General features: G+C 59.0%; 16 protein-coding genes. 5 read left to right on the top strand and 11 right to left on the bottom strand.

What is annotated here, in order from left to right; genetic code table 11:
- Nucleotides 1-75: 75 nt before the first annotated feature.
- The 11 genes from LJU29_RS21265 to gap form a co-directional block, all read right to left on the bottom strand.
- Nucleotides 76-2,193: a putative bifunctional diguanylate cyclase/phosphodiesterase gene (locus LJU29_RS21265; protein WP_054996685.1), complete on the bottom strand. Its 2,118-nt coding sequence runs from the start codon at nucleotides 2,191-2,193 to the stop codon at nucleotides 76-78.
- Between the two features lie 9 nt (nucleotides 2,194-2,202).
- Nucleotides 2,203-2,592 (bottom strand): response regulator, encoded by a 390-nt coding sequence (locus tag LJU29_RS21260; RefSeq protein WP_004655995.1) that lies wholly within the window; start codon nucleotides 2,590-2,592, stop codon nucleotides 2,203-2,205.
- Nucleotides 2,577-4,307 (bottom strand): PAS domain-containing sensor histidine kinase, encoded by a 1,731-nt coding sequence (locus tag LJU29_RS21255; RefSeq protein ID WP_257111170.1) that lies wholly within the window; start codon nucleotides 4,305-4,307, stop codon nucleotides 2,577-2,579. The genes LJU29_RS21260 and LJU29_RS21255 overlap by 16 nt, the downstream gene beginning before the upstream one ends.
- A 171-nt stretch (nucleotides 4,308-4,478) precedes the next feature.
- Entirely contained in the window at nucleotides 4,479-5,987 is a 1,509-nt protein-coding gene (gene gcsR / locus LJU29_RS21250; RefSeq protein WP_257111169.1) for a transcriptional regulator GcsR, read from the bottom strand.
- 896 nt (nucleotides 5,988-6,883) lie between these two features.
- A complete protein-coding gene (locus LJU29_RS21245) occupies nucleotides 6,884-7,240 on the bottom strand; it encodes a DUF5064 family protein (RefSeq protein ID WP_002552307.1) in 357 nt (118 codons plus the stop codon).
- A 98-nt stretch (nucleotides 7,241-7,338) separates the two neighbouring features.
- Complete coding sequence (locus LJU29_RS21240) at nucleotides 7,339-7,797, bottom strand: YbaN family protein (protein ID WP_054077878.1); 459 nt, start codon at nucleotides 7,795-7,797, stop codon at nucleotides 7,339-7,341.
- A complete protein-coding gene (locus LJU29_RS21235) occupies nucleotides 7,794-8,408 on the bottom strand; it encodes a biliverdin-producing heme oxygenase (RefSeq protein ID WP_005756850.1) in 615 nt (204 codons plus the stop codon). Before LJU29_RS21235 ends, LJU29_RS21240 begins: the two co-directional genes overlap by 4 nt.
- A gap of 117 nt (nucleotides 8,409-8,525) precedes the next feature.
- Entirely contained in the window at nucleotides 8,526-11,105 is a 2,580-nt protein-coding gene (locus LJU29_RS21230) for a TonB-dependent receptor (protein ID WP_257111168.1), read from the bottom strand.
- A gap of 121 nt (nucleotides 11,106-11,226) precedes the next feature.
- A complete protein-coding gene (locus LJU29_RS21225; RefSeq protein WP_005756844.1) occupies nucleotides 11,227-12,192 on the bottom strand; it encodes a FecR family protein in 966 nt (321 codons plus the stop codon).
- A 59-nt stretch (nucleotides 12,193-12,251) separates the two neighbouring features.
- Nucleotides 12,252-12,770, bottom strand: a complete 519-nt coding sequence (locus tag LJU29_RS21220) for an RNA polymerase sigma factor (RefSeq protein WP_002552313.1) — start codon at nucleotides 12,768-12,770, stop codon at nucleotides 12,252-12,254.
- A 113-nt stretch (nucleotides 12,771-12,883) separates the two neighbouring features.
- Nucleotides 12,884-13,885, bottom strand: a complete 1,002-nt coding sequence (gene gap / locus LJU29_RS21215) for a type I glyceraldehyde-3-phosphate dehydrogenase (protein WP_005756842.1) — start codon at nucleotides 13,883-13,885, stop codon at nucleotides 12,884-12,886.
- A 219-nt stretch (nucleotides 13,886-14,104) separates the two neighbouring features.
- Here gap and edd point away from each other — a divergent pair, with 219 nt between their 5' ends.
- The 5 genes from edd to LJU29_RS21190 all read left to right on the top strand — a co-directional run bounded on the left by edd (nucleotide 14,105) and on the right by LJU29_RS21190 (nucleotide 20,605).
- Nucleotides 14,105-15,931 (top strand): phosphogluconate dehydratase, encoded by a 1,827-nt coding sequence (gene edd, locus LJU29_RS21210; protein ID WP_057423476.1) that lies wholly within the window; start codon nucleotides 14,105-14,107, stop codon nucleotides 15,929-15,931.
- Complete coding sequence (locus tag LJU29_RS21205; protein WP_002552316.1) at nucleotides 15,928-16,893, top strand: glucokinase; 966 nt, start codon at nucleotides 15,928-15,930, stop codon at nucleotides 16,891-16,893. The genes edd and LJU29_RS21205 overlap by 4 nt, the downstream gene beginning before the upstream one ends.
- 50 nt (nucleotides 16,894-16,943) lie before the next feature.
- A complete protein-coding gene (locus LJU29_RS21200) occupies nucleotides 16,944-17,681 on the top strand; it encodes a response regulator (protein ID WP_004656016.1) in 738 nt (245 codons plus the stop codon).
- Nucleotides 17,682-17,742: 61 nt separating this feature from the next.
- Nucleotides 17,743-19,149 carry an ATP-binding protein gene (locus tag LJU29_RS21195; protein ID WP_306459381.1) on the top strand — a complete coding sequence of 469 codons (1,407 nt, stop codon included), beginning with the start codon at nucleotides 17,743-17,745 and terminating at the stop codon, nucleotides 19,147-19,149.
- Between the two features lie 169 nt (nucleotides 19,150-19,318).
- Nucleotides 19,319-20,605: an ABC transporter substrate-binding protein gene (locus tag LJU29_RS21190; protein ID WP_257111167.1), complete on the top strand. Its 1,287-nt coding sequence runs from the start codon at nucleotides 19,319-19,321 to the stop codon at nucleotides 20,603-20,605.
- The last annotated feature ends 65 nt before the right edge of the window (nucleotides 20,606-20,670 follow it).

Raw genomic sequence — 20,670 nt, 5'->3', positions numbered from 1 at the left:
AGCTGGCAAACACCGCATGCAGCGAACTCCTTCAAAAATGGCATGATCGGCACCGCCTGTGCCGACTATGCTGTGTCACCCGACGCGGCTTGCCGGTGATCGAAGAAAGACCTCGAGCTCTCCAAGTGGCAGCGGCTTGCTGATCAGGTAACCCTGGATTTGATCGCAATGGTTTTCACGCAGAAACGCCAGTTGCTCGGGTGTTTCCACACCTTCGGCGATAACCTTCAGGTCGAGGCTGTGAGCCAGTTCAATGATGGCTCTGGCAATGGCCGCGTCCTGTGGGTTGCTGGTCACTTCGCGAATGAATGCGATATCGATTTTAAGCTTGTCGATAGGGAATCGGCGCAAGTAAGCCAGACTTGAATAGCCGGTGCCGAAATCGTCGATGGAAATACTCACGCCATTGGCGCGTAGCGCACCCAGGGTAGCGATGGTGTGAGAGGTGTTTTCCATCAACGAGCTTTCCGTCAGTTCGACCTCCAGCCACTGCGGCGCAACCTTGTGTTTCTCAAGTGCCTGACGAATGTCGGCCACCAGACTGCTGCTGGAAATCTGCTGCCCGGAGATGTTGACTGCCACCTGAAAAGAGCCCAGCCCGGAACGTTGCCAGCGCGCAATCTGCGCGCAAACGCTGTCGACGACCCAGTTGCCGACTTCACCGATCAACCCCAGACTTTCCAGCACCGGAACAAATACGGCGGGCGAAATGCCTGACTGGCCAGGGCGCGGCCAGCGCAGCAAGGCTTCAAGCCCGCATACCCGCTTGTCAGCCAGGTTGAGTTTAGGCTGGTAGACAATCTCGAACGCCTGTTTTTGCACGGCCTCACGTAATGCCGCTTCGAGGTCCAGACGCGCCGAGACGTCAGCGTTCATCTGCGGCGTATAGAACCGGTAGTTGTCCGGGCCGATTTTTCGGGCGCTGTTCATGGCGGTGTAGGCGTGTCTGATCAGCTCGCGTGAGTCTTCGCCGTCCTCCGGGTACAGCGCAATACCGATGCTGGCAGTCATGACCAGGCTCTGGCCTTCTATGTGGAAGGGCGCTCGCAATGAGTTGCGGATGCGCTCGAGCGTTTGCCGGGTATCCGCCTGGCCGGGACGAAGCATCAGAATCAGGGCGAACTGATCGCCGTCCACGCGGCCAAGGGTGTCGCTGGCATTCAGGCAGTTCGACAGTCGGCGGCTGACCTCCAGCAGCACCTCATCGCCCAGCACATGCCCCCAGGTTTCGTTGATATTCTTGAAACCGTCGATATTGACCGTCAGGGCCGCCAGCTTCCAGCGACTGATGGCCGCCTGGGTCACGCCCATTTGCAGGCTGGTAAAAAACAGGTCCCGATTGGGCAGGCCGGTCAGTGCGTCGTAGTGGGCCATGGTCAGCAGGCGCTGATCGCTTTCCTTGCGCCGGGTGATGTCGCGGACGATGCCGACGATGACCCAGTCCTCGCCGGTACGATAGGCCTGGCGATGGATCTCTACCTCGACATCGCGTCCGCTCTTGTCGCGAATCTGGGTTTCCAGTGGTTCGCTGGGGCCTTTGCCGGCGATGATCTGGTCATACACGACTTCCAGATTTTCCATTGACGTCTCGCCCAGCTCGGCCGGGGTCTTGTGCGCCAGTTCTTCAGCGGTGTAGCCCAGCAGCTGACATGCCCTGCGGTTGAATTCGATCAGGCTCATGGTGTTGCGGTTGATCAGGAAAATGGCATCTTCAGAAGCGTCCATCACCGTACGAAAGCGTTCAAGGTCGATGGTGCGCTGCTGCAATTGGTCTTCGAGGATCAGGCTGTGGCTTTTCAGGTAGTCGCCAAAGGACTTGAGGCGCAGCAGATTACGCACACGTAACCATAGCTCGGCGCTGTCCACCGGTTTGTTGAGGTATTCCTCGGCACCGGCTTCCAGCCCTGACAAACGCGCACTTTGTTCGTCGAGTGCCGAGAGCATGATGATCGGTATATTGGCGGTGCTCTTGCTGGCCTTGAGCTGACTGGCGACTTCGTAACCGTCCATGCCCGGCATCATGATGTCCAGCAGGATCAGGTCAGGCGCTTGTAGTTCGACCATGGCCAGCCCCAGCTCGCCCGATTCCGCAGTCAGCGTCCGATAACCCTGATTCTGCAGCAGAACCTCCAGCAGGTCCCGGACATGGACATCGTCATCGATAATCAGGATGGTTGCGGCGCTCTGGGTCATATCGAATGCTCAGGTAATTGGCTGTTGAGGCAGTTTTTTTTCCAGCAGGGTGTCGATAACCCGGTACAGCTCCTTGTAGCGCAATGGTTTGATGATGTAAGCGTTGCAGCCCGCCAGACGGATCTTTTCCTTGTCTTCCTTCATGGCCATTGCGGTCAAGGCGACCACCGGGATCGCGGCTGTGCCGGCGTCTTTCTTCAACAGCGCGGTGGCACTCAGGCCGTCCATTTCCGGCAGGTGAATATCCATCAGAATCAGGTCGGGCTGACGCTCACGGGCCAGTTTCAGGCCTGTTTCAGCATCGACTGCCGACAGTACGCTGTGACCGGCGCTGGTCAATAACAGCTCCGTCAGGCGCATATTCGCCGCATTGTCTTCAATGATCAGGATCTGGGCCATCGTGCCTCCTCGCATTCAGGCGGGCGGATTGGCAGCCAGACCACAAAGCGTGCGCCGAGGTCCTTGACGCTTGCGACCGCGACGCAGCCACCATGCAGTTCGGTCAGCTGCTTGACCATCGCCAGGCCCAGTCCGGTGCCCTCGAATTTGCGTGCCAGACCACTGTCGATCTGACTAAAGGCTTTGAACAGTTTGTTCATATCGCTTTGAGCGATACCGATTCCTGTGTCGCTGACGCTCAGTTCCAGAAACTGTTCGTATTCACTGGAGGGCAATGGAAACGTGTGTGCTGGCCAGTCACCCTCGATGACGCCTGCCTGGGCAAATGACACTTGGCGCACTGCCAGTGTCACCCAGCCGCCGGGTTCGCTGAATTTCACTGCGTTGGCCAGCAAATTGTAGACAATCTGCTTGGTCTTGCGCCGATCCAGCTCAAGCAGACCGAAGTCGGCTTCGGTTTCCAGTTTCAACTGGATGCGTTGCAGGGCGGCTTGCTCGCGAACGATCAGCAGGCTGTTGCTCAGCAATTCGTCCAGATCGACCGGTTCAAGCTCCAGTGTCATCATTCCGGCTTCGACCTTGGACAGGTCGAGAATGTCGTTAATCAGCGAGAGCAGATGCTGGCCGCTGTTGAAGATATCGCCGATGTACCGTCGCTGGGCATCGGTCATGTCGCCGACCATGCCGTCCTTGAGCGCCTCGGAAAAACCGATGACGGCGTTCAGCGGTGTGCGCAACTCGTGGGACATAGTGGCAAGGAACTCGGACTTCATATGGCTGGCGTGTTCCAGCTCGACGTTTTTTTCTTCCAGCGTGCGTTCGAAGCGCTTGCGCTCGGTCACGTCCCGGGCGGCAGCGAAGACACCCTTGAGCTTGCGGTCCCGGTCATGAAAAGTCGCAGCGTTGTAGGACACCACGGTTTCGGTGCCGTCGTAGGCACGCACGGTGAGTTCGTAGTCGCTGACCTTATGTTCGCTGAGCACGCGTTTGATCGCGGCATCGGCACTCGCCGGGTCTGTGAAGAAGTTTTTGCAGGGCGCGCCGATCAACTCATCACGGGTGCGCCCGGTCAGCGCCATCATCTGCTTGTTGACGTTGGAAATGATGCCTTGCGGGTCGGTCATCATCAGCGCGTCGATGTTCGATTCGATCAGCGAGCGGGTGTAGAACTGCTGGTCACGCAACCGCTGATCCAGTAGAGCCTGGGCTTCCTCTTCCTGCTTGCGCGCGGTGTTGTCGGTGCCGATCAGTAGATAACCAATGATGGTTTCAGCGCTGTCTCGCAGTGAAGTGACCGACACCATGGCCGACAGGCGGCTGCCGTCCTTGCGGATGTAGGTCAATTCGTAGATGTCTTCGATGCCACGCGAAGCCTTGAATACCAGTGCCTCAAAGCCCGGCGTGATGGGCGTGTTCAGTTCATGGCTGAGCGCTGCCGCGCGGATGATCAGCTCGGCGGGGTCGGAGATATCTGCCGGCGTGATTTTGTCGACCACATCTTCAGAGTGGTAACCAAGCATGCGTTCGGCACCCACGTTGAATATCTGGATGACGCCGTGTTCGTCGGTCGCGATGCTGGAGAAGTAGGCGCTGTTGAAAATCGCGTCCTGCAGCGCGCCGGTTTTGAGCAGGATTTTCTGACGGCGAGATTCGACGATTTTTTCAGCACGAGACTGAGAATCGGCAAGCGGGCGGTCTGCTGGCGGGGTTGACATATCACTTCCCGGTACTACCTGACCTTTCTGCCATTACGGCCGTAATCACACTTACGGACATCCACTCAAATGGATGATAAGAGGTTTGTGGACCATACCAGATCAGTATCGGCAGATTAGTTATTAAATGAATCTTTTCGGAATATATTTTCGATAAATGGCGTCAATAGATTAGCGCTTGCCCGGTATTCCATATTTTCGCAGTCGATGAGCGATGGCGGTGTGCGATGTATGCAGACGCGCGGCCAACTGACGGGTAGATGGGTAGTCTGCGTAGAGTTTTTCCAGCAGATTTCTTTCAAATGCCTCGACGGCATGTTCGAGGCTGTCCACGGGGCTGTCGTGCGGATGCGCAACTGCAGTGCCTGCGATATCCAGATCGCCTATATCCACTTGAGTGTGTTCGCAGATGGCGGCAGCACGGAAAATCACGTTCTGCAATTGACGAACATTGCCCGGCCAGCGATTGCCCAGCAGAGCAGGGTAGGTGCCGTGCGCAAGCCTGCACACTGGACGCTGAATCTGCGCGCAGGCCTGTTCCATGAAGTAGCGGGCCAGCAGCAGAATGTCCTGCCCGCGTTCGCGTAGCGGCGGTACCTCGAGATTGAGGACGTTGAGGCGGTAGAAAAGGTCTTCACGGAAAGTGCCTTCGCTGACCATTTTTTCCAGATCGCGGTGGGTAGCGCTGAGGATACGCACATTGACCCTGACCTCCCGGTCTCCACCGACACGCCGGAAGCTGCCATCGTTGAGAAAGCGCAGCAGTTTGGCTTGCAGGTACGGCGACATTTCGCCTATTTCATCAAGAAACACTGTGCCCTGATTGGCCAGTTCCATCAGCCCCGGCTTGCCACCGCGCTGGGCGCCGGTGAAGGCGCCCGGGGCATAACCGAACAGTTCGCTTTCAGCCAGGTTTTCCGGCAGCGCCGCGCAGTTCAGTGCCAGGAATGGCTCGCCGTGACGCGCGCTGCTGGCGTGGCAAGCCCGCGCTACCAGTTCTTTACCGGTGCCGGTTTCACCTTGAATCAGCAACGGTGCATCCAGCGCCGCCACACGTTGCGCGCGCGCCTTTAGGGTGCGGATTGCAGCTGACTCGCCGAGCAGCGCATCGAAACCTTCGGCGTGATCGTGATGCAGCGCCGACAGGCGCTCACCGATACGGCTGGGCAGGTACAGGGTAATCAGCGCACCCGCCTCGGTGATCGGGGTGGCATCCAGCAACAGCGCTTCACCGTTGAGGGTGATTTCGCGCAGTGGCAGTCGAAAGCTGTTTTCCAGCAATGCTGCTTGCAGACCGGGGTCGGCGAACAGTTCAGCAATGGGTTCGCCCGCAGGTTCCCGGCCGATCAGTGCGATCAACGCGGGATTGGCCAGCAGCACATGCCCGGCGCTGTCCAGTGCGAACACAGGGTCGGTCATGGCGGCGAGCAGCGCGTCCAGTTGCAGATGGCGGCGCTGACCCGGCAGGATGTCGACCACAGTGATTGCTTCTACCCCACGAACCCGAAACAGCGCGTCCTTGAGTTCTTCGAGCATCTGGTGGCTGAGGGTCGGCGCGTCAATATAGACATTGGGCGGTACCATCTCCACGGCATCCAGATTCAGATTGCGTCCACCCAGGATCGCCAGCACTTCCTGGGTGATACCGACGCGGTCGATGAAGCTGACATGGATGCGCATGAGGCGTAGACGGTTCGCGGATTAGAAGGAGGCAAGTATGCCTTGTAGCGGCAGGTTTGGTGAAATCCGGCGGTGGGCATGGGCACGATAGTGTTTTGCCGCACACCTATCGTTCCGCACGCTCCAGCGTGGGAATGCCCTTCTTGACGCTCTGCGTCATGGATTTACGCTACGCCGCATATTCAGGAGAGGACGCAGAGCGTCCGGAACGGCATACCCACGCGGAGCATGGGCACGATGGTGTTCTCCGGAGCGTCGTTCCTCACGCTACTGCACGCTGGTGTTCTGCCGTACACCTATCGTTCCTCACGCTCCAGCGTGGGAATGCCCTTCTTGACGCTCAGCGTCATGGATTTACGCCACGCTGTTTATTCAGGAGAGGACGCAGAGCGTCCGGAACGGCATACCCACGCGGAGCATGGGCACGAGAGTGTTCTCCGGAGCGTCGTTCCTCACGCTACTGCACGCTGGTGTTCTGCCGTACACCTATCGTTCCTCACGCTCCAGCGTGGGAATGCCCTTCTTGACGTTCTGCGTCATGGATTTACGCCACGCTGTTTATTCAGGAGAGGACGCAGAGCGTCCGGAACGGCATACCCACGCGGAGCATGGACACGATGGTGTTCTGCGGAGCGTCGTTCCTCACGCTACTGCACGCTGGTGTTCTGCCGCACACCTATCGTTCCGCACGCTCCAGCGTGGGAATGCCCTTCTTGACGCTCTGCGTCATGGATTTACGCTATGCCGCATATTCAGGAGAGGACGCAGAGCGTCCGGAACGGCATACCCACGCGGAGCATGGGCACGATGGTGTTCTGCGGAGCGTCGTTCCTCACGCTACTGCACGCTGGTATTCTCCGGACCTCGTGCTCCCGTTGCCAAGAGGAGCCTGGCGCTTACTCCAGATGCTCCGGCTTGACCGGGTCGCCTGATTTGGCGTGGAGTTTGTCACGGATGTCCGCGAACATTCGGTCGTAGTCCTTGTGCTGGGCGATGGGCAGTGCGGCCGAGTTGGGCAAGCCGTGTCTGATCGCGATGCGACTGGCGTCATGGGCGAAGTTGAAGGCGAGGTCACGGGGCAGCTGGAACTGCTCTTCGAACGGCTTGCCGTTGATTTCGCCCTGCATGGTGAAGTGCATGGACGTGCCTTGCTTGGGATCTTCCTCCACGTTGTAGCGCAAGTGGATGTCATAGCTGATATCCGACGGTTGAAGCGCCACGTGGGTGAGATGCAGATGGCCTGGCTCGTACATGAAGTGACTCCATCAAGTGTTGAGTGTGTTCAGTCTGACACTCCTCGCGACCGGACGGTTCAGCCTCGTGCAGGGTGCCGCTCGCATCATGCCTGCGCTCAACGATCGATCTTGTCCGGTTCCGGCCTCGACCATATCCACAGATTACCTAGCGCCATACCGGTAAGAGCCAGATAAAGCCACCAGGCGTGGCCGATCAGGCTCAGCATCACCACGGCGCAGACCAGCATGCTGATGGTGGCGCTGATCTTGGCCTTGCGGGCGACCAGTCTGCCGTTGCGCCAGTTGTGCAGGATCGGGCCGAACACACGATGGTTTTCCAGCCAGGCATTCAGACGCGGCGAGCTGCGTGTCGCCGCCCAGGCCGCCAGCAGAATGAACTCGGTGGTCGGCAAGCCGGGAATGAAGATCGCGACAATGCCTATGCCGAGGGCGACGTAGGCGAGGATGCCGTATAAAAGGCGCGAGAGTCTTGAGCCGGGTGGTTTGTACGTCATGGTCTCTACAGGCAGGTTCGGGGAGCCCGGCCAGCTTAACAGCACCGGGCGCTTTTTCATGCCTGTGCCATGTCTGCAACCGGGGCATCGGCGTAGGCGTATTGCAGCAGGACATTGAAACGCTCGAATGCGGCAATGGCGCCTCGATCAAGTGCTGCTTCCTGCTCGGCGGTCAGCGACAGCTCGTCAAGCGTCCTGACAAAGGTCTTCCAGCCTGCTGCGCGGCCTCCGGCAGGCTCGCTCAGATGCCGGGCGCCAAAGCTGTGGCTCAGATTCAAGGCTTCGGCACGTTTGATCAGGAATGCAGCACCCAGCTTGGAACCTTCGGAGACAAATAGCCAGCCGAGCGCTTCTGCGGTGCTCGGCGTTGGTATTGCGCCAGCCACCGGCAGGGGAAGGTCCATGTTCAGGTCGGCAAGATCCGCTCCGGCCTGTTCTGCGCGGCAGCGGGCCGGCAGGTCGTTGATGATCGCCCCTAGCGCGGGCTCGTTGTACAGGCTTTGCAATTCCGTCTGAAAAAGGTATTGAGCAACCACGAAGCGAGCGTAGCTGGCCAGGGTTTCAAACGGCGCATGTGCCTTGACCGCCTTGTCGAGCTGTTCGTGTGGCGCGTGGGTGATCTGGCTCAGGCGTTGCGAACGCAGAGTCGGTCGGTTCTGATCAAGGGTCATCGAGTTCTTCCTTGCTGAAAAAGGGGGCTTGTTGAATAGACGAATAGCTGCACCCGAAAGCGTAAAAAAAGCCTGCCGCCGATGTACTCGGCGACGGGTTTTACGCTACTTTCGGGTTCATATGTCCCACACCACGTTGACGCTGAAGTTGCGTCCCGGCTGGGTCAGGCGATCCAGATTAGCGGGCGCCGTCACACCAGCTTCGCCCACGCCGTCATAGCCGCGCACATCATCCCAGCGCCAGTATTTCTTGTCGGTCAGGTTGTACAGACCCGCATTGACGGTCACATCGTTGCTGACCTTGTAGTAGCCGCTCAGGTCCAGAATGCCGTAGCCCGGGGTCTTGAATTGACTGGAGGTGCCGTCCGGCGTGTGGAAATTGCTGTCATCCACGCGATTCTTGCGCTTGACCAGCGTCCAGCTCAGCAGGCCGCCGTAGTCATTCTGGTCATAGCCCAGGCCGATCACACCGGTCAGCGGGTTGACGCTGTTGATTGGCTCGCCTGTATCGTTGTTGCGGCCCTGCACGTAGGCAACCGATGCCTGGCTGTAGAGACCGTTTGGCGCACCGATGCTGTCGAGATTGATGCGCCCTTTGAATTCCGCGCCCTTCATGGTTGCGTGCTTGATGTTGTTGGACTGGAACGTGAGTTCGCTGTAACCGGGGGTGATGGCGTCCTCGTTGATGAAGTCGCGGTATTTGTTGTAGAACACCGCGATGTCAAACGAGCCGGATTCGAAGCGACCGCGTAAACCGGTTTCATAGCTTTTGCTGGTTTCCGGCTCCAGGTTCGGATTGGGCTCAACCACGTAGCCTGCCGTCGGGTTTTCAAAGCGTCCATAAAGTGACTTGGCCGACGGTGTGCGGAAACCTTCGGCATACTGGCCGTACCAGGTGTAGGCGTCGCTGAGTGCATAAGTCACACCGAACTTGGGCGACAAGCGATGCCATGTCCGCGTTTCGTCGTTGCCCTGACCGGGGTCGGCGAGGCTGACCGACCTGAGAAATTCTGGCGTGAACTTCGGGTCGAGTGTGGTGTGGTCATAACGCACGCCGGGCATGAAGGTCCAGTCGTTCCAGCTGATCTGATCCTGGGCGAACAGCGCATAGCTGGTGATGGTCGGGTCCGGGAAATCGCTCGTCGCGGCCAGACGGTCGCTCGGGCTGTCTGCACCGACCACGCGGCAGGAGCCGAATACGCGTGCACAGGTCCCGCTGCCGCTGCGCAGCCCGGTGACTTTCTGCTGCTTTACCGTCGTACCGTAGGTCAGCACATGGTCCGTGCTGGCGATAGAGAATGCCTTGTCCAGTTGGGCATCGAATACCCACTGCTTTTCCTGATAGTGCGTGTCGCGATCACGAATGACATCTCGGGAAAACGGAAAGTACCGCTCCCGGGTGCTTTGATCAGTCTTTGCGGTCTGGTAATTCAGGCTCCACTTGAGGTTGTCGACCAGCAGACTATCGACGGCGAAGCTGGTTTCGACCCCGAAGCGCTCGCGGGTGATGGTGTCGTTACCCTCGCGCGATTGATACATGCCCAGCCCGCTGCCGTTGGTGAACGGCCCGCCGACTGCGCTTTTCAGGTTGCTGTCGCGGTCGTCCTTGTACTTTTCGTAAGCCAGAGCCAGACGCGAACCGTCGGTATAATTCCAGCCCAGCTTGGCCAGCACGTTGATGCTGCGCGCATCCTCAGGGTTGGCTTCGGTGCGGCTCAAGCCTGTGCCACCTGTTTCGCCATAGGATTCGGTCTCATGACCATTGCGCTGGCTCACGTGCAGCAAGCCGTCAAACTCGCCCTGACGGCCTGCGAAAGTGGCCGAGTTCAACCAGCTTTCGTCTGCCGAGCTGTAACCGGTCTTGAGGCGTGCGCCGACATCCTTGCCGGGCTTGATGATGTCATCCGGGTCCAGCGTGTAATAACTGACCACCCCACCGATTGCGCTGCTGCCGTACAGGGCCGAGGCCGGACCGCGGAGGATTTCCACGCGCTTGACGATCTCCGGGTCGACATAGTTGCGATGGGTCTGCGCATAAGGACCGGTGAAAAAGCTGTCGGGGACTTCCACGCCGTCGACCTGAGTCAGTATCCGGTTGCCGTCAATGCCGCGGATGTTATAGCCGGTTGTGCCTGCGCGCTGGCCTGCGCCGCCCACCGAAACCCCCGGCTCGTAGCGCACCAGATCACGGATGGTGTTGACGTTGCTGCGGTCCAGTTCTTCACGGGAATGCACGCTGACGGTGCTTGGTACCGTGGCGACATCCTGTGCCTGACGCGTGGCGCTGACGGTGATCTGATCGAGGGCCAAGACGCCGGCGGTTGCGGTGCGCCTTTCCAGCACTACATTGTTGTTGCCCAGATTGCGATAGCTCAGCGAGCTGCCGGCCAGCAGGGTGTCCAGCGCCTGCGCAGGTCTCAGGTTGCCGCGGGCACCCTGGGAGGTGACATTTTGCGCGAGATCCGATGACACGCCCACCTGCCAGCCGGTGATGCGGCTGAATTCATGGAGTGCCGACACCAGCGATTGCTGACCAATCGAGAAGTTGTAGGTGCCTGTCGAACGTGCCGCCTGGGTGCTTTCACTGGCAGCACTGGCGTTGACCGTCTGTAGACTGGCGCCCAGCACTGCAAGTGTCAGCAGAGATAGCGTGAGCCGTACGCGTGGTTGGGCGGCAGGCGTGAACGTGGATGACATCGGTAGCGCTCCCTGGGGTGTTGCTCGTTATAGTGTTTACAAACCGTTTCAAAATGAGAATCAGTTGCATTGGCTATAACTAGACGAACGGGCAGTCGCTATCGAGTAAAAAAACTTTGCTTCAGTTGAGAATCACTAGCGCAGGCATTTCGTGAAGGCTTGCCGAGGTGATCTGTGCCAGCGACCGCACCACGTCGAGCGGGTTGTCCAGGCGATAGTTGCCGGTCACTGCCACACGATCCAGTTGCGGGTTGGTGCTGATGATCCAGCCGGGATAGTAACGACGCAGCTCGGTCAGCACTTCGCTCAGCGGGCGGTTATCGAAGATCAGTCGACCTTGCACCCAGGCGAAATCCCTGAGCGGGTCAAGCTTTTCACGATGCCCGAAGCCAGCAGGCCCCACGCGAACGCTTTCTCCGGCCCCCAGGCTGACGCTGGAGTCGCCGCGTGTGGCACGCACGTCGACAGCGCCGCGCTGCACTTTTACCTGGGCAACGCCGTTCAGATAACGCACGGAAAATTCGGTGCTGTTGGCACTCATGCGCACCGGTCCGGCTTCGATTTCCAGTGGCACGCCCGCTCTGGAACTGACATCGAAGAATGCTTCGCCTTGCAGCAGGCGAGCAGAGCGCTGTTGTTCACCGATCTGACTGGAGAACGCCGAGTCGGTGTTGAGCAGCACTTTCGAGCCGTCTGCCAGTTCCAGGCGCTGGCGCTCACCCACTATGGTCAGGTGATCGGCCTGCAGGCGCAGCGGCAGATTGCTGAAACTGAACAGCCCCAATAGCAACACCGCAGCAGTGGCCAGAGGTTTCCATTGCGCACGGACACGTTGCCACGCCGATGGCTTGCGGGGTTGCGCGATGCTTTCGGCGGCGCGCTGAACCGGCTGTGAATTCCAGAGTGTCCGGGCCTTATCGAAGGCGCGTGCGTGTTCTGGATCGGCGTTCAGCCATTCCTGAAAACGGGCAAGCCGGGTGGCGTCTGCGCCTTCCAGTTCGACCAGCCAGGTCAGTGCCTGATCCATTGCAGCATTGCTCAACACGTCCTGCGCAATCGCGTGCGGGCGTTCGGTTCTCGGGGCCACAGTGTTCCTCGGCAATCCTGAAACTGTATCGATAAGAGTCTGGCAGCGTGCGGCAGGGTTCAGGGCGGGTCAAGTCTTGAGAGGACGCCTACGCAGATGGCCATGATCAGTTTCAGTTCTTTCTGGACAGTACTGGCGGAGACCTGAAGCTGCTCGGCGATTTCCAGATAACTGCGGCCATCGAGGCGGCTGAGGGTAAAGATTTTCTGCTGACGCGGGCTCAACGTACTCAGGCTGGCACTCAGGTTTTCAAGCAGGCGCTTGGCATGCGCAGCGTCCTCAGGCGAGCCCATCTGGGCTACGACGCTTTCGAGTTGGGCGGGTGAGACATCTTCGAGCATGGTCCGGCCATGAATACGCCGTGCACGCAAATGATCCAGCGCCAGGTTGCGGGCGGTCTGAAAGACGAAGGGTTCAAGGTGGTCGACGGGGTGTTCGGTCAATGCACGGCTGACGCGCAGCCAGGTTTCCTGAAGCAGGTCTTCGGCAGCGTTTTGGTTGCCGACCATGCGTTGCAGGGTGCGTAGCAGAACCGGGCGCTGTGCCAGAAAGACATCGTTGAAGCGTGACTGCGACACAGAGAGGCCCGACCAGAGATGTGAGCAAATGATAATGCTTCTCATCTTTTGGTCGGGTCAAGCCTGCATCTGTAAATAATTATCTTACGCTGCTGCCCACTGCGACGCTGAATTTACTCGGCGTTGTGCAGCGCCAGGCAGTTGTCGAGCATGCGATTGGAGAACGCCCATTCGTTGTCGTACCACGACAGTACCTTGAGCAACTTGCCACTGACCTTGGTGTGATTGGCGTCGAAAATCGACGACAACGGGTTGTGATTGAAGTCGTGGGAAACCAGCGGCAGGGCGTTGTAGCCCAGCACCTTGGAATGCTGGCTGGCTTCTTTCATCAGCGCGTTGACTTCATCGACCGTGGTTTCACGCTTCAGGGTCACGGTCAGGTCGACCAGCGAAACGTTGATGACCGGTACGCGTACCGCCATGCCGGTGAGTTTGCCTGCCAGCTCCGGCAGTACCAGGCCCACTGCTTCGGCAGCGCCGGTCTTGCTCGGGATCATCGACTGCGTCGCCGAGCGGGCGCGGTACGGATCGGTGTGATAGACATCGATCAGGTTCTGGTCGTTGGTGTAGGCATGGATGGTGGTCATCAGGCCATTTTCGATCCCCAGTTCACGGTGCAGTACCTGGGCGACCGGGGCCAGGCAATTGGTGGTGCAGGATGCACTGGAGATGATCTGGTGCGACTGACGCAGCGTGTCGTGGTTGACACCATAGACGATGGTGGCATCGGCACCGCTGGCCGGGGCGGAGATAATGACCTTGCGTGCACCGGCAGTAAGGTGCGCTGCGGCCTTGTCACGGCTGGTGAACAGGCCGGTGCACTCGAACACTACATCAATGTCCTGCGCCTTCCACGGCAGCTCGGCCGGATTGCGAATGGCACTGACCGAAATACGGTCACCATTGACGGTCAGGCTATCCTTGTCGCACTCGACCGTGCCGCTGAAAGGGCCGTGTACGGTGTCGAAGCGCAGCAGGTGTGCGTTCATTTCGCTGTCGCCAAGATCGTTGATGGCGACGACCTGCAGGTCCTGGCGGTAGCCTTGGGTATACAGTGCGCGTAGGACGTTGCGGCCGATGCGGCCAAAACCGTTGATTGCGATACGAAGAGTCATACAGCCGTCCTTCTGAATTTGTTGTTGGAATTACAAGATTATTCTCATAGAAATAGAAAACAAGCCTTTTTAGTGGCAATATTTTGTTTTATCTACAACTACAAGCCTGAAAGGCCCTCCCGGTTGATCGAGATCAGGGTTCTGCTCCCCGCCCGTCACTGCTCGAAAACCGGAACCGTCTTTACGGGTGACCTTAGACGTTAGCCTGGAGTTCATCACATGCATCCCCGCGTCCTTGAAGTAACCGAGCGACTCATCGCCCGCAGTCGCGATACCCGTCAGCGCTACCTTCAATTGATTCGCGGCGCAGCGAGCGATGGCCCGATGCGCGGCAAGCTTCAATGTGCCAACTTTGCTCACGGCGTCGCTGCCTGCGGGCCTGAAGACAAGCAAAGCCTGCGTCTGATGAACGCCGCCAACGTGGCAATCGTCTCCTCCTACAACGAGATGCTCTCGGCGCATCAACCCTACGAACACTTTCCTGCCCAGATCAAACAGGCTTTACGTGACATTGGTTCGGTCGGTCAGTTTGCCGGCGGCGTGCCTGCCATGTGCGATGGCGTGACTCAGGGTGAGCCGGGTATGGAGCTGGCGATTGCCAGTCGCGAAGTGATTGCCATGTCCACGGCAGTTGCGTTGTCACACAATATGTTCGACGCCGCGATGATGCTGGGTATCTGCGACAAGATCGTCCCTGGCTTGATGATGGGCGCACTGCGTTTTGGTCATCTGCCGACCATCTTCGTGCCGGGCGGACCAATGGTTTCAGGTATCTCCAACAAGGAAAAAGCCGACGTACGGCAGCGTTACGCGGAAGGCAAGGCCAGCCGTGAAGAGTTGCTCGACTCGGAAATGAAGTCCTATCACGGTCCGGGAACCTGCACCTTCTACGGCACTGCCAACACCAACCAGCTGCTGATGGAAGTCATGGGCATGCACCTTCCCGGTGCCTCGTTCGTCAATCCCTACACACCACTGCGCGATGCACTGACCGCCGAAGCAGCTCGCCAGGTGACGCGTCTGACCAAGCAGAGCGGCAGCTTCATGCCGATCGGCGAAATCGTCGACGAGCGCTCGCTGGTCAACTCCATCGTTGCCCTGCACGCGACAGGTGGCTCGACCAACCACACGCTGCACATGCCGGCGATTGCCCAGGCCGCGGGCATTCAACTGACCTGGCAGGACATGGCCGACCTGTCGGAAGTGGTGCCAACCCTGAGTCACGTCTACCCCAACGGCAAAGCCGATATCAACCACTTCCAGGCGGCGGGCGGCATGTCGTTCCTGATCCGTGAGTTGCTGGCTGCCGGTTTGTTGCACGAAAACGTCAATACCGTGGCCGGTTACGGCTTGAGCCGCTATACCAAAGAGCCATTCCTGGAGGATGGCAAGCTGGTCTGGCGCGAAGGACCGCTTGAAAGCCTTGATGAAAACATTTTGCGTCCGGTCGCCCGTCCGTTCTCGCCGGAAGGTGGTCTGCGGGTCATGGAAGGCAATCTGGGCCGCGGGGTGATGAAAGTCTCTGCCGTGGCCCCGGAGCATCAGATCGTCGAGGCACCAGCCAAGGTCTTTCAGGATCAGAAGGAGCTGGCCGATGCTTTCAAGGCGGGTGAACTGGAGTGCGATTTCGTCGCCGTGATGCGCTTCCAGGGGCCGCGCTGCAACGGCATGCCCGAGTTGCACAAGATGACGCCGTTTCTGGGTGTTCTGCAGGACCGTGGTTTCAAGGTGGCGCTGGTCACCGACGGACGCATGTCGGGCGCGTCGGGCAAGATCCCGGCGGCCATTCATGTCTGCCCTGAAGCGTTTGATGGTGGCCCGTTGGCACTGGTGCGCGATGGTGATGTGATCCGTGTGGATGGCGTAAAAGGCACGTTACAAGTTCTGGTCGAAGCGTCAGAATTGGCCGCCAGAGAACCGGCCATCAACCAGATCGACAACAGTGTCGGCTGTGGCCGCGAGCTCTTTGGATTCATGCGCATGGCCTTCAGCTCCGCAGAGCAGGGTGCCAGCGCCTTTACTTCTAGTCTGGAGACGCTCAAGTGAAGTTGGCCCTGGTCGGTGATATAGGCGGTACCAATGCACGTTTTGCCATTTGGGAAGACGACACGCTGCATTCTGTCCGGGTATTCCCGACCATTGACTATGCCGGCCCGGAAAAGGCCATCGAAGTCTATCTGCAGGACCTTGAATTGCAGCGCGGTGATATCAGCCACGTATGCCTGGCCGTGGCCGGACCGGTGGATGGCGATTTTTTCCAGTTCACCAACAGCCACTGGCAGTTGAGCCGTGAGGCATTTTGCGCCGACCTGAAAGTCGATCACCTGCTGCTGATCAACGACTTCACCGCCATGGCGCTGGGCATGACCCGGCTCAAGGAAGATGAATACCTGACGGTTTGCCCTGGCGCTGGCAAGCCTGATCGGCCGCGTGTGGTGGTCGGGCCGGGTACCGGGCTGGGCATCGGTACGCTGATCAAGCTTGACGGCAGTCGCTGGCTGGCGCTGCCGGGCGAGGGCGGGCATGCTGACCTGCCAATCGGCACGGCACGCGAGGCCCTGTTATGGACACGCCTGATGGCTGAGCATGAGCATGTCAGCGCTGAAGTGGTACTCAGTGGCGCGGGCTTGCTGTTGCTCTATCAGGTCAGTTGCGCCCTGGACGATATCGAGCCAGTGCTCAAGTCGCCTGCGGCTGTCACCTCGGCAGCGCTGGCGGGCGACCCGGTAGCCGCAGCCGTGCTGGAGCAGTTCTGTGTGTTTCTAGGCAGGGTGGTGGGCAACAATGTGCTGACCCTGGGCAGCCTGGGCGGCGTGTACATTGTCGGCGGCGTGGTGCCGCGCTTCACTGAGTTCTTTATCAACAGCGGTTTCAAGCGCGCCATGGCCGAGAAGGGCGTGATGAGCGACTATTTCAAGAACCTGCCGGTCTGGCTGGTGACCGCCGAGTACCCTGGCCTGATGGGCTCAGGCGTCGCTCTGCAACAGGCCTTCGGTTCGCAGATCTGAGCAGCATCCCATAACAACAAAGATTCACCGTCAAACAAGGACGCCTCAACTTGAGTTCAGTCAGTAAATCGATCCTGCTGGTGGATGACGATCAGGAGATTCGCGAGTTGCTGGACACCTACCTGAGTCGTGCCGGTTTTCAGGTGCGCACGGTGGGTGATGGCGCTGATTTTCGCCGCGCCTTCAACGAAGAACCCAGTGATTTGCTGATCCTTGATGTGATGCTGCCCGATGAAGACGGTTTCAGTCTGTGCAAATGGATCCGTCAGCATCCGCGCCAGCCGCATGTGCCGATCATCATGTTGACCGCCAGTTCGGACGAAGCCGATCGGGTCATCGGCCTGGAATTGGGCGCTGATGATTATCTGGGTAAGCCGTTCAGCCCGCGTGAGCTGCAAGCGCGTATCAAGGCACTGTTGAGGCGCGCCCAGTTCGGTCAGGAGCGTCCTGGCGGCGATGTCATTCTGTTCGACGAATGGCGGCTGGACATGGTCAGTCACAGGTTGTTTCACAATGACGGCGAAGAAGTGATTCTGTCCGGTGCCGACTTTGCGCTGCTCAAGCTGTTTCTCGACAACCCCCAGCAGATTCTCGACCGCGACACTATCGGCAATGCCACACGCGGGCGTGAGCTGATGCCGCTGGAGCGGATCGTCGACATGGCGGTCAGTCGGCTGCGTCAGCGTCTGCGCGATACCGGCAAGTCGCCGCGCCTGATCCGCACCATTCGCGGCAGTGGTTATCTGCTGGCCGCGAACGTCAACTCGCAAGCGGGCAACGGCTATTAACTCGCCGGTGGCAGGAGCGAAAAGAACCGGCCTGCCACTGCCGCGCTCATTGCTGGGGCGCATGCTGCTGTTGACGTTACTGGCGGTTCTGCTGGCTCAGACACTGTCCAGTGTGATCTGGCTGTCACAGTTGCGCGCCACACAGACCGAAGGGCTGGTGACCAGCGCGCGCAGCCTCGCTTACTCGATGGCGGCCAGTGTCAGTTACTTTCGCTCATTGCCGCTGGCCTACCGGCCCATGGTGCTGGATCAACTGCGCAGTATGGGCGGGACCCGTTTCGTCGTCTCGCTCAACGATCACCCGCTGGATATGCAAATCATGCAGCCCACGCCTCGCAAGCAGGCGGTGCTGGACGTGGTGGGCGAGGTATTGCGCCAGCGTCTGGGCAATGGGCCGGACATCACCGTATGGTTTGCGCGGCCCGATGAGCTGCGCATTTTCAACAGCGGCCTGAAGCTCGATGAACTGCCGCGTTCCTGGGCGCATTACGCGCTGACACTTGAACCGGTGAACCCGCCGGTGCTGGTTACGCAAATCGAAATGGCGCCCGGTGAATGGTTTTACATTGCCTCTCTGCTGCCTGAGCCCTACACCTCGCTGGAGGAACAGGAGTTGCCCCTTCAGCAGGTTTCATTCATCGTCCTGACCAGCATGTTTTTGCTGTTGTTCATCGGTTTGCTGGTGCATTGGCAGAGCCGGCCGCTCAAACGCCTGGCGCGGGCCGCACGGGACATGTCACTGGGCGCGGACGTCGAGCCGGTGGTCGAGGGCGGCGGCAGCGAGGTGATCGAGGTCAGCCGTGCGTTCAACGCCATGCGCACCCGTATCAGCCGCTACCTGACCGAACGGGGTCAGTTGTTCAGTGCCATCTCGCATGATCTGCGCACGCCCATCACCCGGCTGCGGTTGCGTGTCGAGCTGCTGGAAGATGAGCACATGCAGCGTAAATTCAGCCGCGATCTGGACGAACTGGAATTGCTGGTCAAAGGCGCGCTGCAGTGCGTCAAAGACACCGATATTCATGAAAACATCGAGCCGGTGGACCTCAATGCACTGCTTGATTGCCTGGTCGAGCCCTGGCTGCTTGCTGACGGCAATGGACGGGTCACGCAGCAGGGTGAGGCTCAGGCTGCCTATTCCGGCAAACCACTGGCGCTCAAGCGCTGCATCGGCAACCTGATCGATAACGCGCTCAAATACGGTGATCGCGCGCATCTGAAAGTCGAGGACGATGCCCAGGCGTTCGTACTGCATGTGGATGACGAAGGGCCTGGTGTGCCCGAACAACGTCTCGAACACGTTTTCGAACCGCATTTCCGTCTGGCAGGCAATCAGCAGCAGGGCTACGGTCTGGGCCTGGGTATCGCGCGCAACATTGCCCACAGTCACGGTGGCGAAGTCAGCCTGCAGAACCTGCGTGAGGGTGGGTTGCGGGTAACATTGTACCTTCCGAGAACTGCGGAATGACGCGCTGCACAGTGGCTTTTAGCTAGCGATTGCACCGGGATTTCAATTGTCACCATCCTGTGACAATTGCGCGTCCCTTCGTTACTGTCGGCGCTTCAGGCTTGGTTAGACTCCCACGAAGCGCAAGCATCAGACTTGCTCATGCATAACAACAAGAAAGGTCAATTCGATGAATTCCATGTCACGTCTCGCTGTTGTCATCTCTCTCGCTTCGTTGTTCCCTCTGAGCGCTACTGCCTCTGAATCCAAAGGCACTGTAGAAGTTGTGCACTGGTGGACGTCGGGTGGCGAAAAGGCTGCGGTCGATGTTCTGAAGGCGCAGGTCGAAAAAGACGGCTTTGTCTGGAAGGACGGCGCCATTGCCGGCGGTGGCGGTTCCACCGCCATGACCGTGCTCAAGAGCCGTGCGGTTGCCGGTAACCCGCCAGGTGTTGCCCAGATCAAAGGGCCTGACATTCAGGAATGGGCCTCTACCGGTCTGCTTGATACGGACGCGTTGAAAGACGTCGCCAAGGCCGAAAAATGGGACTCGCTGCTGGACAAGAAGGTCTCCGACACCGTGAAGTACGACGGTGATTACGTAGCGGTGCCGGTGAATATTCACCGCGTCAACTGGCTGTGGATCAACCCTGAAGTCTTCAAGAAAGCCGGTATCGATAAGGCACCCACCACGCTCGAAGAATTTTACGCTGCGGGCGACAAGCTGAAAAAAGCCGGTTTCATCCCGCTCGCCCACGGTGGTCAGCCGTGGCAGGACAGCACTGTCTTCGAAGCCGTTGTGCTCTCGGTCATGGGCGCTGATGGCTACAAGAAGGCCTTGGTTGATCTGGACAAGGACGCGTTGACCGGTGAAGGCATGGTCAAGTCCCTCACCGAGCTCAAGAAAGTCGCGACCTACATGGATGCCGATGGCAAGGGCCAGGACTGGAACCTGGAAGCTGCCAAGGTTATCAACGGCAAGGTCGGCATGCAGATCATGGGTGACTGGGCCAAGAGTGAATGGACCGCAGCCAAGAAGGTCGCAGGCAAGGATTACCAGTGCGTAGCCTTCCCTGGCACCGACAAGGCGTTTACCTACAACATCGACTCGCTGGCGGTGTTCAAGCAGAAAGACAAGGGCACCACTGCCGCACAGCAGGATCTGGCCAAGGTCGCGATGGGCGAGGACTTCCAGAAAGTCTTCAGCATCAACAAGGGCTCGATCCCGGTTCGTGAGGACATGCTGTCCGACATGAGCAAGTACGGTTTCGACTCGTGCGCGCAAACCGCTGCCAAGGATTTCCTGGCCGATTCGAAGACCGGTGGCCTGCAACCGAGCATGGCGCACAACATGGCCACTACGCTGGCGGTGCAGGGTGCTTTCTTTGATGTAGTCACCAACTACATCAACGACCCGGCAGCTGATCCTGCAGCGACAGCCAAGAAGCTGGCCACTGCGGTCAAATCGGCCCAGTAACTCTCTCTGAACCGCCTGTGCCCGCAGTTCGTGGCGCTGAAATCATTTGTTGATTTCACCCGCGG

The sequence above is a fragment of the Pseudomonas ficuserectae genome, assembly GCF_024584585.1.
GTDB classification, from domain to species: Bacteria; Pseudomonadota; Gammaproteobacteria; order Pseudomonadales; family Pseudomonadaceae; genus Aquipseudomonas; species Aquipseudomonas amygdali.
This window is presented reverse-complemented; position numbering and strand designations above follow the sequence as displayed.